Origin of the sequence: Yoonia sp. 208BN28-4 (genome assembly GCF_037543925.1) — a bacterium.
Lineage (GTDB): Bacteria > Pseudomonadota > Alphaproteobacteria > Rhodobacterales > Rhodobacteraceae > Yoonia.
The window spans coordinates 283,840-297,384 of record NZ_JBBIFY010000001.1; the positions used below are offsets into that span (position 1 = coordinate 283,840).

The following is a 13,545-nucleotide window of genomic DNA, read 5'->3' on the forward strand; positions in this document are numbered from 1 at the left end:
TGCGCGAATGACCGGCCCACACACCGGGCCGGTCATTTTCGTTCCCAAGGGGGAAATACAACATGGCAAAACGCGACTATTACGAGACACTCGGCCTTTCGAAAGGTGCTGGCGCTGACGAGATCAAGAAAGCCTATCGCCAAAAAGCGAAAGAGCTGCATCCAGACCGCAACGCAGATAATCCGAACGCCGAAGCTCAGTTCAAAGAAGCGAACGAGGCGTATGACGTTCTGAAGAACGCCGACAAGAAAGCCGCTTACGACCGCTATGGTCATGCTGCCTTTGAAGGTGGCAATGGCGCATCTGCAGGCGCAGGGCGCGGCGGTCATGGCGACTTTGGCTCAGCGTTCTCCGACGTATTCGACGATCTGTTCGGCGATATGATGGGTGGCCGTCGTGGCGGCGGACAATCCCGTGCGCAACGGGGCAATGACCTGCGCTACAACCTGCGGATCAACCTTGAAGATGCCTATCAGGGCATGCAGAAAACGATCACGGTGCCGACTGCTGTCGCCTGCGACAGTTGCACAGGCACAGGTGCCGAGGGCGGATCAGAACCCCAGACCTGCCCCACATGTTCCGGCATGGGTAAGGTGCGCGCGCAGCAGGGCTTCTTCACAGTTGAACGCACCTGCCCGACCTGTAACGGCATGGGCCAAACGATTAAGAACCCCTGTAAGGTTTGCCACGGGCATGGCCGCGTCGAGAAAGAAAAATCGCTTTCCGTCAACATCCCCGCTGGTGTCGAGACCGGCACCCGAATCCGCCTTGCTGGCGAAGGCGAGGCCGGCATGCGCGGCGGACCGACGGGCGATCTGTATATCTTTATCGAGGTGAACGAACATAAACTGTTCGAACGCGATGGTGGCACGCTGTATTGTCGTGTGCCTGTCAGTCTTGCCTCTGCCGCCTTGGGTGGCGAGATCGAGGTGCCAACGATTGACGGTGGCCGTTCCCGCGTGAAGATCCCTGAAGGCTCGCAATCAGGACGTCAGATGCGCCTGCGGTCTAAAGGTATGCCCGGTCTTCGCGGTGGTCCGAACGGCGATATGCTGATCGAGCTTGCGGTGGAGACACCTGTGAACCTGACAGCGCGGCAACGCGAAATCCTCAAGGAATTCGATGAGATCGCAGCCGAGAACAACCCCGAAGGCACCAGCTTTTTCAAAAGCGTCAAAAGCTTTTGGGACGGCATGAAGGGCTAAGGAAAAGGGCGGCACTGACCGCCCTTTTTGCTGACCGGGTAACACATCATTAACGCGAATCGTTCGATGTTCTTGATATGTTTCAGCTCGATGATACCCGCACCCTATTTGACAAACATGAAACGCCCGTGGCCACATCAGGCACTGGCAAGCAACCATCCTATATCGCGGGTCATCGTAAACGCTTGCGTGACAGGTTCCTGTCAGGCGGGGCTTCCGCGATGCCGGATTATGAACTGCTTGAGTTGCTGCTGTTTCGCTGCATCAAACAGGGCGACGTAAAACCTGTCGCGCACGCACTGCTGGCAAAATTCGGTGATCTCAACCGCGTCCTTTGCGCGCCTGTGTCACAACTTGTCACGGTAAGCGGTGTCGGTGAGGCAATCGCCACTGAACTGAAAGTGACTGAGGCTGTCGCCCATCGCATGGCGCGCGCCAAGGTGATCCAGCGACACGTTGTATCAAGCTGGGACGCGCTGCTTGACTACTGTCATACGGTGATGGCGCACCGCGAGACCGAGCAGTTTCGCATCCTGTTTCTTGATACCAAGAACGTGCTGATCGCCGATGAAGAACAAGCGAAAGGCACGATTGATCACGTCCCTGTCTATCCGCGCGAGGTGGTTAAGCGCGCGTTGGAACTGAACGCAGCATCGTTGATCCTTGTGCACAACCACCCGTCCGGTGATCCAACCCCGTCAGACGCGGACATCAACATCACCGGACAGATCAACGCGGCCGCGGCCGCTTTGAACATCGCGTTACATGATCATCTAATTATCGGAAAATCGACCGAGCTGTCGTTTCGGGCGACAGGTCTATTGTGATGGTTGCGTCACCCAAAGTTCGACCCGCCTGTTCATCTGGCGGCCCCATTCTGTATCGTCACAGCCCATGGGCAACGCTTCACCAAAGGCTTCTGTCTCTAGGATCACGTTGTCTGGAAATGTCGCCATGACGGACAGCAAGGCCCGTTTCACCGCCTCTGCGCGTGCGCTGGATAGATCACGGTTGGCTTCTGCCGCACCGCGCCCGTCGCTAAAGCCCACCAGCATCAGGTTCTGCCCGTCAAACTCTCCATCGCGGATGGCTTGGCCAAGGCTTAGCAGATTGGACCGCGATTGTGCATCAAGGCGCGTGGATCCTACCTCAAACCGGAAGCTGGTCGACATGCGCGTGCGCGGGGCAAGCACCCGCACCATGCGTTGCAGTTCTGTTAATGGCACCTCGTCCCCGGCAGAGGCGATAGCGTTCACGAAGCGCTGACCCTGCGCATCCATGGAAATCGGGATCGCGCCCTGATCGACAAAGCCGGCACGCCGCACAACAAGTTGAGCTTGCGGCGTGCGTAGAAAAGCCAGAAATTCACGGATCACCTGCGGCAGTCTGCGGCTGGGCAGATATAAGAATAGCGGCGCTGTCAGCGGATAATCTTCCGTTTTCAGCGTCGTCAAAACCGGCACCGCAACAAATCCGCAAACATCACGCAACGCCAAAGGCTGCGCAAACGCCGTATCGCGGTATGGCATGACACCCAATGCACCCGGCGTGGCGGCGATAGCGCGGCCCAGATCGTCAATCGTGGCATGGCGCACGACCGTATCCGCCAGATCACGCCCGCCAAGCCGGACCACGCGGTCAACATAGCCTTGCGTCTGACCGTTACTCTCCGGTCCAAGATGCAATGCAATCGGCAGATCAGGACCGCCGATATCCTGCCAGTTTGTAATGCGCCCCTGAAACGCCAAGGCCAGATCACGGATCGCAATTTCGCGGGTACCGGTCGTCGTGGCGGTTACAGGCACTAAGGCATCAATGCCAAGAATGCGGCTTTGCGCAGGATCATCAAGTCGTCCAAGACCCACTTCGGCGGCACGGGTGACTTCAGCATTGCGGGCCTCGCGGGTGGCCAGAACCATGTCGGCCTCGAGCGCGATCAGATCGGCAAATCCTTCATCGGTGTTCGAAATCCGGAAGTGGAACAGCGCCACATCGCCACCACTGTCATTTTGTAGTGCCAGCGAAAATGCGGTGTCGCTTTCCTCTGTCGTTTGCACCGATTGGCCGCGGCTGCGGGCAAAGCTGTCAATCAATGCAGGCAATAGCACGTCCGACATGCTGGCCGCGCCGGAAAACCGCACGCTTGGCACAAAGGTATCCGGATCGGGACAGGCCGCGCCGACGCACGTGACGCTGGCATAATCCAACGTCAGCGGGCCGTATTGCGTTTCGATCTGGAGATACGTGCCATCGTAGGCGACCACACGACCCGTCAATGCCAGCCCGCCGCCGGATGATGTGACTGTCACCTCTTTTGTGTCTTGCGCTATGGCAGGCGCACAAAAGAAAAGTGCGGCGAAAATCGCCGCACGTTTCAAACTGTCCCGGAGGGATTTTCGTCTGCAACGCATCATCTTGATGCGAGTGTCAGGTCCTCGAACATATTTTTCAACACCAGAAATTCACCAATTGCATCGCAGTCCGGCATGATCATGGTCATATCGGTCGCCTCGGTCGGTTGACCCGGCATGATCTGAAGGCTTTGGGCCGCAACCTCACGGCCACAGTTTGCCGCCGTAATCTCGGTTTCGACGTTCAGCAACACATCACCACCACGGGCCGCGATTTCAGTTGGAAAGGTGTAGACCTCGGCCATGAGGGGATTGTCGAGACGCGCATCGCCAAGCGACACAAGATACCCGCCATTGCCAGACTCAAACACGGCCATATCGCCTTGTGACCCAGCAGAGATGTGGCCCGCGTCGCCGTAGCTCGCACCAAACTCCAACGCGTGAAGCTGCACGCCATCATCACCCTGCCATTGCAGCACAGCGCGATCGACGGTTGCGATATCCGGCACGGTGGTCTGTGCCACGCCACCTGCATCGCCTTCAAAAGCGGCCACGAACACAGCAACTTCGGACAGGGCAGGTATCTGAATATCAAGCTGGCCTGCGTCATCTGTCAGCGCAGAGAACATCATGCCTTGATGGTGCAGCACCAGTTTGCTGTCGGCGTGACACGGGGCCGCGACGGATACATCCACCATGGCAAGCGCTGCTGGCGTTGCGGTCATCGTGATTTCACACGGGTCTGCTTGCACAATGGCTTGCGGGACATCAAGGATCGGCGCATCGATGTCTTCCACTGCCGCCAGAACAACTGGTTCGCGGATTTCAGGAATCGGGATCACAGCAGCCGCTTCACCCACAATTGCGGGCACATCGGGATCAACTGGCACCGCAACGGCGCTTGCCTGCACAGGGGCCAACGCAGCAAGCGTTTCTGCCTGTGCATCCGAAATTTGCGGCGTGTCGTCGGAGATAAATCGTGCGGCAACGGCGTCGCCGTACTGCATGACAAATCCGATCCCCAGCGCCGCTGAAAATGTGGTGACTGCCGTCATTAGTCGCTTTGGTTTGGCCATTTTGACACTTCCTTACCCTTACGGATTTGGAACAGAAGTGACGTGTGACATTGACCTCAGCAGGACGGCGTCAAGGTATTGTGGTGACGGAAATGAGGCGCAACCGTGCCGATGCTTACGCCAGACGCCCGTGGCAATGCTTGAATTTCTTGCCCGATCCACAGGGGCACGCGTCATTGCGCGCTGGTGATCCCCATGTCGTCGGATCGTCTTCGACAAAGCCTTCGCGTGCGGTTGCGCCGGTTGGTGACGCCGCAGTTGTTGCGCGGGCTTTTGCCTCGGCTGCGGCGGCCTCCTGCTGGGCGCGCATCTGCGCAATCATCTGCTGCTGCTCTTCCTGGCTCATCGGTCTGATCTGGGCCAGCTTTTGCGTCACATCAGTGCGCAGGCTATCCAGAAGCCGTTCGAACAGTTGGAATCCTTCGGTCTTGTATTCGTTAAGCGGGTCACGCTGGGCGTAACCGCGGAAACCAACGACAGAGCGCAAATGCTCAAGCGTCAAAAGGTGCTCGCGCCATTTCGCGTCGATGGTTTGCAACACAAGCTGCTTTTCCACGTTACGCATGGTGTCTTCGCCAAACGCGGCCAGTTTCTCGGCCATATGCTTGTCAGATGCTTCCTCAAGGCGTTCGCGCATCACATCATCATCAACGCCTTCTTCCTCGGCCCATTGCATGACAGGCACGTCGATCCCCAGATTGGCAATGACAGCGGCATACAGCCCTTCGGTGTCCCATTGGTCGGCATAGCTTTTGGGCGGCATATGTTCAGCAACCAGATCGTCGATCACCTGATGGCGCATGTCCTGCACAATCTCGGACAGGTCCTTGCTTTCCATGATCTCAAGGCGCTGCGAAAAGATCACCTTGCGCTGCTCGTTCATGACGTCGTCAAACTTCAGCAACTGCTTGCGCGTGTCAAAGTTGCGACCCTCGACCTTGGCCTGTGCGCGTTCCAGCGACTTGTTCACCCATGGGTGCACAATCGCCTCGCCCTCTTTCATGCCAAGCGTCGACAGCACTTTGTCCAGACGTTCGGACCCGAAGATACGCATCAGATCGTCTTCCAACGACAGCAGGAACAGCGAGCGGCCCGGATCACCCTGACGGCCGGAACGACCGCGCAACTGGTTATCAATCCGGCGGCTTTCGTGGCGCTCTGTGGCCAGAACGAACAGACCACCGGCGGCTTTCACCTTTTCCTTTTCCTCGGCCACTTCCGCCTCGATCCGCGTGCGCAGATCGTCGGGATTGGCTTCGGGGTCAGCGGCCAGCGCCTGCTGCACCTTCATCTCGACGTTACCGCCAAGCTGAATGTCGGTGCCGCGACCAGCCATGTTTGTCGCAATCGTCACCGCGCCAAACTTACCTGCGTCAGCGATGATCTGCGCCTCTTTCTCGTGCTGGCGCGCGTTCAGGACGTTATGTTCGACCCCTTCAGCGGTCAGCATCTTTGACAGGAATTCGGATTTCTCGATCGACGTCGTGCCGACAAGGATCGGCTGACCTTTCTCGTTCGCCTCTTTTATCTCTTTCACGACACCTTCGAATTTCTCGCGGGCGGTGCGGAACACCATATCGTTGTCATCCTGACGGGCGATGGGCCGGTTTGTCGGAACCTCGACCACGCCAAGGTTGTAGATTTCCTGAAACTCCTCGGCCTCGGTCAGTGCCGTGCCGGTCATACCTGCCAGCTTGTTGTAAAGGCGGAAGTAGTTCTGGAATGTCACGGACGCGAGTGTGACGTTCTCAGGCTTAATCGACACACCCTCTTTCGCCTCGATCGCCTGATGCAGACCGTCGGACAGACGGCGGCCAGTCATCATCCGGCCCGTGAATTCGTCAATCAGCACGACCTCTTGATCGCGAACGATGTAATCCTTGTCGCGCGTGAACAGCTTGTGCGCCTTCAACGCCTGCGAAACGTGGTGAACCAGTGTCGCGCTTTCAGGATCGTAAAGTGTCTGACCTTCGGGCAGCAGACCGCGCTGTGACAGCTTTTCTTCCAGCCAGTCGTTGCCCTCATCAGTAAACGATGCACCGCGGGTCTTTTCATCCAACGTAAAGTGGATTTCCTCAATTTCAGGGATGATCCGGTCGATGTCTGCGTACATCTGGCTGCGGTCTTGCGCAGGGCCAGAAATAATCAGCGGTGTCCGCGCCTCGTCGATCAGGATGCTGTCCACCTCGTCCACAATCGCGAAATTGTGCGGGCGCTGCATCATCTGCGACAGCTCGGACTTCATGTTGTCGCGCAGGTAATCAAAGCCAAGTTCGTTGTTCGTGGCATAAGTGATATCGCAGCGATACGCCTCGCCCTTCTCGTCCTCGGGCTGCTGGGGATAGACGACGCCGGTTGTCAGGCCCAATGCGCCGTAGACCTTGGCCATCCATTCCGCGTCGCGTTTGGCCAGATAGTCGTTGACCGTCACGATGTGCACGCCCTTGCCGGACAGCGCGTTCAGATAGGCCGCAAAGGTCGCGGTCAGCGTTTTACCTTCACCGGTCTTCTGTTCGGAAATGTTACCTTGATGCAGAAAAATGCCACCCATCAATTGCGTATCAAAAGCCCGCAAACCTAGTGCACGGCGCGCCGCTTCACGACAGTTGGCAAACGCTTCGGGCAGAATATCGTCAAGGCTTTCGCCACCCATCGCGCGTTCTGCCATCGCTTGCGTGCGCTGTTTGATCTCTTCGTCTGACAGCGCCTCGAACTCGGGCTCAAGCGCATTGATCTTTGCAACCAGTGGGCGGACCGCTTTGATTTTGCGGTCATTCGCTGTGCCAAAAACCTTTTTGGCGATGGTGCCGATACCGAGCATATTCTCTCCGATTGCGCGTTCGCGCCTGTCTGACGTCTATTTGAGAGGAGGTCGCTTGTAGGCCCTGCACGGGCCACCTACAAAGGGCCAAGACCGGCCCCCTCGAAAGCCTGAATTGGATGTAAGGGCGGGGCCTATCAGTGTCAACGCCGCGGACCCGCGGCAAGAGGATAGGGAGGCGCATCATGCGCATACACACAACACTTTTGGGCAGCGCCGCCCTGATGGCTGGCCTTGCAACCGCCGCATCTGCACAGGACGCCGATACCGTGATCGCCACCGTGGGCGACACCGAAATCACACTGGGCCAGATGATCATCACACGTGCGCAACTGCCGCAGCAATACGCACAACTGCCGGACGATGTGCTGTTCATCGGTATTCTTGACCAGTTGATCCAGCAGCAGCTTTTGGCCGATGCGTTGGGCGATGCCCCCGCCCGCGTTGAATACGCGCTGGAAAACGAACGCCGCACGCTTATGGCCGGTGAGACGATCAATGATATCACGCGCGAGGCGATCACAGACGAGGCCGTGCAAGCCGCCTACGACGAACGCTTTGCCGATGTTGAACCTGCGACAGAATACAACGCCTCACACCTGCTAGTCGAAACCGAGGAAGAGGCGATTGCCGCCAAGGCCCGCGTTGAAGACGACGGCGAGGAATTTGCCGATGTGGCGCGCGATGTGTCCACTGGCCCAACGGGACCTAACGGCGGCAACCTTGGCTGGTTCGGTGCGGGCCAGATGGTGCCCGAATTTGAACAGGCCGTGATGGACATGGAAGTTGGCAGCGTGGCTGGCCCCGTGCAAACACAATTTGGCTGGCACGTCATCGCCCTGAACGAGGTCCGCGATGCAGAATTGCCATCGTTGGACAGCGTGCGTCAGGAAATCACCGGCCAGTTGCAAGAGGCTGCCATTCAGGAACGCCTGACAGCGCTGGAAGAAGAGATCACAGTAACACGCCCCGAAGAAGGCGCGTTCGATCCGGCGCTGATTTCAAACCTCGACCTGCTGGAGCCGTAAACCATGCCCCTGTCGCCGCTTGCACCCGCATCTTTTCCCGACCTTCCGGTCATCGAAGGCGTGACCTTTGCGGCTGCCGCGGCGGGGGTGAAATACAAGGACCGCAGGGATGTCATGCTGGCGCTTGTCGCGGACGGCAGCAGTGTTGCGGGAGTCTTTACCCGCTCTGCCACACGGTCCGCTAATGTGCTGGATTGCCAACGCAAGCTGGCGATGGGCACAAGCGGTCCGGCTGCGATTTTTGTAAACTCCGGCAATTCAAACGCATTCACCGGCAAGCACGGTGAAGGATCTGTGCAGGCGATTTGCGAGGCTGTGGCTACAGAAAGTGGCGTGGACGCCGACCGCGTGTTCACCGCCTCCACTGGTGTCATCGGCCAGCGTTTGCCGCATGAAAAGATCATCGCCAAGGTGGCTGATCTGAAGGCCGGACAAGCTGCGGGCGACATGAAAGCCGCCGCCGAAGCGATCATGACAACCGACACCTTTGCCAAAGGCGCGACCCAAACAATCACGGTGAATAGCAAGCCTGTGAAGATCGCTGGCATCGCCAAAGGCTCTGGCATGATCGCGCCCGATATGGCAACAATGCTGGTCTACATCTTCACCGATGCGGTGATTGCGCAGTCTGATTTGCAGGCGCTGCTATCGCGGCTGAACGATCAGACCTTCAACTGCATCACCGTTGATAGCGACACCTCCACGTCTGACAGCCTGATGATCGCGGCGACCGGCGCGTCCGGCGTTGATGTGACGGATAGCACTGATTTTGCCGATGCCCTGCACGCCGTGATGCTGGACCTCGCCCACCAAGTTGTGCGTGATGGCGAAGGGGCGACAAAGTTTGTCACCGTCAGCGTCAGCGGCGCGGCAAACGACGCCGACGCGCGCCTTGTTGCCCTTGCCACGGCAAACTCACCGCTGGTCAAAACCGCTATCGCTGGCGAAGATCCGAATTGGGGCCGCATCGTGATGGCTGTCGGCAAGTCCGGCGCGCAGGCGGATCGTGATCGTCTGGCCATCCGTTTTGGCGATATCTTGGTCGCCGAAGAAGGCTGGGTGTCGCCCGATTACACCGAAGACGCGGGTGCGGCTTACATGAAACAACAAGACATCACGATAAATGTGGACCTCGGGATCAGGGACGGCGCCAGCACCGTCTGGACCTGCGATCTGACCCACGAATACATCCGCATCAACGCGGACTACCGCTCGTGAAGATGGTTCTGGTGTCCGCCGTTGCCCTGATTGACGTGGACGGGCGTATCCTTTTGGCACAACGGCCCGAAGGGAAATCCATGGCGGGCCTTTGGGAGTTTCCCGGTGGCAAGGTTGAAGCCGGTGAAACGCCAGAGGCCGCACTGATCCGCGAATTGCAGGAAGAGCTGGGCATCGACACATGGGCGTCCTGCCTCGCCCCGCTCACATTCGCGTCTCACAGCTATGACGATTTTCACTTGCTGATGCCGCTCTTTGCTTGCCGAAAATGGGAAGGCACCCCGCTAGCGCGCGAAGGCCAGACGCTAAAGTGGGTGCACGCGCGTGATCTGAAAAATTACCCTATGCCAGCCGCCGATGTGCCGCTCATTCCGATCCTGCGCGACTGGCTCTGATCTATTTCCGCCATTCGCGGATTACGGTGATGAGCGCAATCAGGCCCAGTATCGCAAACGGCCAGACATCAAATGATGCGACATGCCCCAAGCCGATGGCGAGGCCCAGCATCGTCAGAAAGAAAAGCGCCGCAGCGACTGTCCAGAATTTGCGCATGTATCAAGTCTGGCGCGATACAGGAATTTTGCAATACCGCGGCTCTTCATTTGGCCAAAACAACTCGCGCCGCAGGCTCCGACACCTGCAAAGCAAAAGGCGGCTCCATTTCTGGAACCGCCTTTTCGATTTTCTGGACAGAGACCTACTTTACAGGTTCCGTTCGACCTCTTCGCGCTCGAAAATCTCGATCACGTCGTCGGCACGAATGTCTTCGTAGTTCTCAAACGCCATGCCGCATTCCTGACCAGACTGCACCTCGGCAACCTCGTCCTTGAAACGCTTCAGTGTCTTCAGCGTGCCTTCGTGGACAACCACGTTGTCGCGCAGCAGGCGGACGCCGGCGGAGCGACGAGCCACGCCTTCGGTGACCAGACAACCGGCAACCTTGCCGACGTTGGAGACCTTGAATACGTCCTTGATGGTCGCATAACCGATGAACTTTTCGCGGATTTCGGCGGACAGCAGGCCGGATGCGGCCGCTTTCACGTCATCCACGAGGTCATAGATCACCGAATAATACCGGATCTCGACACCCTTCTGGTTGGCGGTGTTCCGCGCCGACGCGTTGGCACGTACGTTAAAGCCGAACACAGGCGCGCCCGATGCTTCGGCCAGGCCGATGTCGGATTCCGTGATCGCGCCCACGCCGGAGTGCAGAACGCGTACGCGTACTTCGTCGTTGCCGATTTTTTCCATCGCCTGAACAATTGCCTCGGCAGAACCCTGCACGTCGGCTTTCACCAGAATTGGCAGTTCACTGACGTCTTCGTTCGCCTTGGCATTCGCCATCAGCTGTTCCAGCGTCGTGGCAGCACCGGCGGCAGCGCGTTTGTCCTTGGCGGCTTTCTCGCGGTATTCAGCGATTTCACGCGCCTGCGCCTCGGTCTCGACCACGTTCAGCACGTCACCAGCTTCGGGTGTGCCGTTCAGGCCAAGCACCTCAACCGGCACCGATGGGCCAGCCTCGTCAACGCGGTCGCCTTTATCGTCGATCAGCGCCCGGACTTTACCCCACTGCTCACCCACAACGAAGATATCGCCTTTGCGCAGCGTACCGGTCTGCACCAGAACGGTGGCCACAGGACCGCGGCCCACATCCAGCTGCGCCTCAATCACGGCACCAGCGGCGGCGCGATCAGGGTTGGCTTTCAGTTCGAGGATTTCCGCCTGAAGCGCGATGGCCTCCAGCAGTTGATCAAGGCCCTGACCCGTGACAGCGGACACTTCGACGTCTTGCACTTCACCGGACATCTTTTCGACGATGACCTCGTGCTGCAGCAGATCGGTGCGCACTTTGTCAGCGTTGGCCGCAGGGCGGTCGATCTTGTTGATCGCCACGATCATCGGCACCTCAGCCGCTTTCGCGTGGTTAATCGCTTCGATGGTTTGCGGCATGACCGCATCATCGGCGGCAACCACTAGAACAACAATGTCTGTCACCTGAGCACCGCGGGAGCGCATTGACGTAAACGCCGCGTGACCCGGAGTATCAAGGAACGACAAAACCTGGCCGCCATCGGTTGTTACCTGATAGGCGCCGATGTGCTGGGTGATGCCACCGGCCTCGCCCTGCGTCACGCGGGTCTTGCGGATCGCGTCCAGAAGCGAGGTTTTGCCGTGGTCAACGTGGCCCATGATCGTGATGATCGGGGCGCGCGGCTTGAGATCTTCAGCCTTGTCTTCTTCGGTGATGATGGACTGCTCAACATCGGCATCAGACACACGCACAACGGTGTGGCCAAATTCTTCGATGATCAGTTCAGCGGTGTCCGCGTCAATCGTCTGCGTCTGGGTTGCCATGATGCCGTTGGTCATCAACGCCTTCACAACATCCGCCACACGCTCAGTCATACGCGCGGCCAGTTCGGAGACGGTGATCGCCTCAGGCAGGGCCACTTCGCGGTAAACCTTTTCGCGCTCGGCTGATACGCCCATTGCCTTGGCACGAGCGCGATCTTGCTTGCGCTTCATCGCGGCCATCGACCGCTGGCGTCCGCCTTCGCGGCCTGCGGTTGCGGCGCTTAGCGTCAGCTTGCCACCACGGCGGTTATCGCCACCGCGCCCGTCGGGCTTGGATTTGTTGTTTTTTTCGTTGCGGTTGTCCCGCTCGCGATCTGTTTTGCGCGCACCGGCAGCGGGGCGCGAAATGGCGGCCTCGCCCGGAACAGCGGCAGGATCGGCGGCAGGTGCCGCAGGCGCGTTTTTCTTGGCTTCGGCCGCAGCTTTCTTGCGGGCCTCTTCCTCGGCTTTGGCCTTGGCGCGCTCTTCGCGCTCGCGGTCCTCTGCCTCTTTGGCTTCGGCCTCGGCACGGCGCTGCTCGCGCTCTGCGGCACGCTCTTTCTCTTCGGCTTCGCGCGCGGCGGCCTCTTCGGCCTCGCGGGCTTTCGCCATCGCAAGGGCCTTCATCCGGCGTTCAAGTTCCACATCCGAAATACCTGCGGGGCGCTTGGATGGGTCACGGCTGACGGCAGGCGTGACGCCAGTCGGCTTGGCAGCCGCACCGGGCTTGGGCACCACAACGCGTTTGCGCTTGGTTTCCACCACCACGTTCTTGGTCCGTCCATGGCTGAAGCTTTGCTTCACATTGCTGGGGCGCGAACCGCCCAGACCCAATGTTTTTTTGCCGTCGTTATCGCTCATTTAGCTACGTTCCTTCCCGAGGGCCGCTTTGCCCCCGTCATCATCATTCTCTCGGCCATCAATCCCGCGTAAGCCAGCCAACTTACTGGCTTCCTCTACAACACGATTGCCTAGGCCACCAGTGGAGAGCGCGCCATGTATCACACTTCCGCGCCCAAATGCCAAACCCAATTCCTGCGCCGTCAGGCACCCGAAATACCTTGCACCTTCAGGTGTCCAAAGTTTTGCCTTACCGCGCGTCGACCCGTCAGAGGCCTGCAACAGCACGCGCACACGTTCGCCGCCCGCCAGCCAGCCTTTGACCTTTTCAAAGCCGCACACCGCGCGACCTGCCTTGCGTGCCATCGCGATCAGATCAACAACACGGCGGGCCAACTGGCGCTCCACTTCGTCAACAAGACCGTCAGGGACACTTACCGCCTGCTTGGCACTACGCGAGAATTGTCCCTTGCGCGCATCTTCCAATACCGTGCGATCTGCGGTGACATACATACCACGTCCGGGCAGTTTTCCCAAGATATCGGGATAAACAGCACCATCAGGCCCGATCACAAAGCGGATCAGCCCTGTTTTTGGCTGCACCTCACCTGTGACGATGCACTTGCGTTCTGCACCGTCATCAGAGGTCTTATGTTGGCCACCGCGCGCCAT

The 13,545-nt window shown here is 58.7% G+C and carries 11 protein-coding genes; 5 read left to right on the plus strand and 6 right to left on the minus strand.

Annotated features, from left to right (window positions below; all coding sequences use genetic code 11):
* Window positions 1-62: 62 nt before the first annotated feature.
* Both dnaJ and radC read left to right on the plus strand, forming a co-directional pair.
* Window positions 63-1,205: a molecular chaperone DnaJ gene (gene dnaJ / locus V8J84_RS01385; protein ID WP_339927803.1), complete on the plus strand. Its 1,143-nt coding sequence runs from the start codon at window positions 63-65 to the stop codon at window positions 1,203-1,205.
* A gap of 77 nt (window positions 1,206-1,282) precedes the next feature.
* Window positions 1,283-2,032, plus strand: coding sequence for a RadC family protein (gene radC, locus V8J84_RS01390; RefSeq protein ID WP_339927805.1), 750 nt, complete (start codon window positions 1,283-1,285; stop codon window positions 2,030-2,032).
* On the opposite strand, the gene V8J84_RS01395 is transcribed toward radC, so the two are convergent.
* The 3 genes from V8J84_RS01395 to secA form a co-directional block, all read right to left on the minus strand.
* Complete coding sequence (locus V8J84_RS01395) at window positions 2,024-3,583, minus strand: phosphate ABC transporter substrate-binding/OmpA family protein (protein WP_339927806.1); 1,560 nt, start codon at window positions 3,581-3,583, stop codon at window positions 2,024-2,026. The genes radC and V8J84_RS01395 overlap by 9 nt on opposite strands.
* A 32-nt stretch (window positions 3,584-3,615) precedes the next feature.
* Complete coding sequence (locus tag V8J84_RS01400) at window positions 3,616-4,632, minus strand: hypothetical protein (RefSeq protein ID WP_339927807.1); 1,017 nt, start codon at window positions 4,630-4,632, stop codon at window positions 3,616-3,618.
* Between the two features lie 115 nt (window positions 4,633-4,747).
* The gene (gene secA, locus V8J84_RS01405) at window positions 4,748-7,453 is read right to left on the minus strand and encodes a preprotein translocase subunit SecA (protein WP_339927808.1); all 2,706 of its coding nucleotides are present in this window, start codon (window positions 7,451-7,453) and stop codon (window positions 4,748-4,750) included.
* A gap of 185 nt (window positions 7,454-7,638) precedes the next feature.
* On the opposite strand from secA, the gene V8J84_RS01410 reads away from it, so the two are divergent.
* From V8J84_RS01410 to mutT, 3 genes are read left to right on the plus strand one after another with little or no spacing between them, the layout of a single operon-like run.
* The gene (locus V8J84_RS01410) at window positions 7,639-8,481 is read left to right on the plus strand and encodes a peptidylprolyl isomerase (protein ID WP_339927809.1); all 843 of its coding nucleotides are present in this window, start codon (window positions 7,639-7,641) and stop codon (window positions 8,479-8,481) included.
* Window positions 8,482-8,484: 3 nt separating this feature from the next.
* A complete protein-coding gene (argJ, locus tag V8J84_RS01415) occupies window positions 8,485-9,699 on the plus strand; it encodes a bifunctional glutamate N-acetyltransferase/amino-acid acetyltransferase ArgJ (protein WP_339927810.1) in 1,215 nt (404 codons plus the stop codon).
* Window positions 9,696-10,094 (plus strand): 8-oxo-dGTP diphosphatase MutT, encoded by a 399-nt coding sequence (gene mutT / locus V8J84_RS01420; RefSeq protein ID WP_339927811.1) that lies wholly within the window; start codon window positions 9,696-9,698, stop codon window positions 10,092-10,094. The genes argJ and mutT overlap by 4 nt, the downstream gene beginning before the upstream one ends.
* A 1-nt stretch (window position 10,095) precedes the next feature.
* Here mutT and V8J84_RS01425 read toward each other — a convergent pair whose 3' ends face one another.
* From V8J84_RS01425 to V8J84_RS01435, 3 genes are all read right to left on the minus strand, one after another.
* Window positions 10,096-10,251, minus strand: a complete 156-nt coding sequence (locus tag V8J84_RS01425) for a hypothetical protein (RefSeq protein ID WP_339927812.1) — start codon at window positions 10,249-10,251, stop codon at window positions 10,096-10,098.
* 150 nt (window positions 10,252-10,401) lie between these two features.
* Window positions 10,402-12,894: a translation initiation factor IF-2 gene (gene infB / locus V8J84_RS01430; RefSeq protein WP_339927813.1), complete on the minus strand. Its 2,493-nt coding sequence runs from the start codon at window positions 12,892-12,894 to the stop codon at window positions 10,402-10,404.
* Window positions 12,895-13,545 carry an RNA-binding protein gene (locus V8J84_RS01435; protein WP_339929052.1) on the minus strand — a complete coding sequence of 217 codons (651 nt, stop codon included), beginning with the start codon at window positions 13,543-13,545 and terminating at the stop codon, window positions 12,895-12,897.

What these genes read in the sequence shown, in the direction of transcription:
- dnaJ (WP_339927803.1), top strand. Translation starts at nt 63, where the DNA reads ATGGCAAAACGCGACTATTACGAGACACTCGGCCTTTCGAAAGGTGCT.
- radC (WP_339927805.1), top strand. Translation starts at nt 1,283, where the DNA reads ATGTTTCAGCTCGATGATACCCGCACCCTATTTGACAAACATGAAACG.
- V8J84_RS01400 (WP_339927807.1), bottom strand. Translation starts at nt 4,632, where the DNA reads ATGGCCAAACCAAAGCGACTAATGACGGCAGTCACCACATTTTCAGCG.
- secA (WP_339927808.1), bottom strand. Translation starts at nt 7,453, where the DNA reads ATGCTCGGTATCGGCACCATCGCCAAAAAGGTTTTTGGCACAGCGAAT.
- V8J84_RS01410 (WP_339927809.1), top strand. Translation starts at nt 7,639, where the DNA reads ATGCGCATACACACAACACTTTTGGGCAGCGCCGCCCTGATGGCTGGC.
- argJ (WP_339927810.1), top strand. Translation starts at nt 8,485, where the DNA reads ATGCCCCTGTCGCCGCTTGCACCCGCATCTTTTCCCGACCTTCCGGTC.
- V8J84_RS01425 (WP_339927812.1), bottom strand. Translation starts at nt 10,251, where the DNA reads ATGCGCAAATTCTGGACAGTCGCTGCGGCGCTTTTCTTTCTGACGATG.
- infB (WP_339927813.1), bottom strand. Translation starts at nt 12,894, where the DNA reads ATGAGCGATAACGACGGCAAAAAAACATTGGGTCTGGGCGGTTCGCGC.
- V8J84_RS01435 (WP_339929052.1), bottom strand. Translation starts at nt 13,545, where the DNA reads ATGGCGCGCGGTGGCCAACATAAGACCTCTGATGACGGTGCAGAACGC.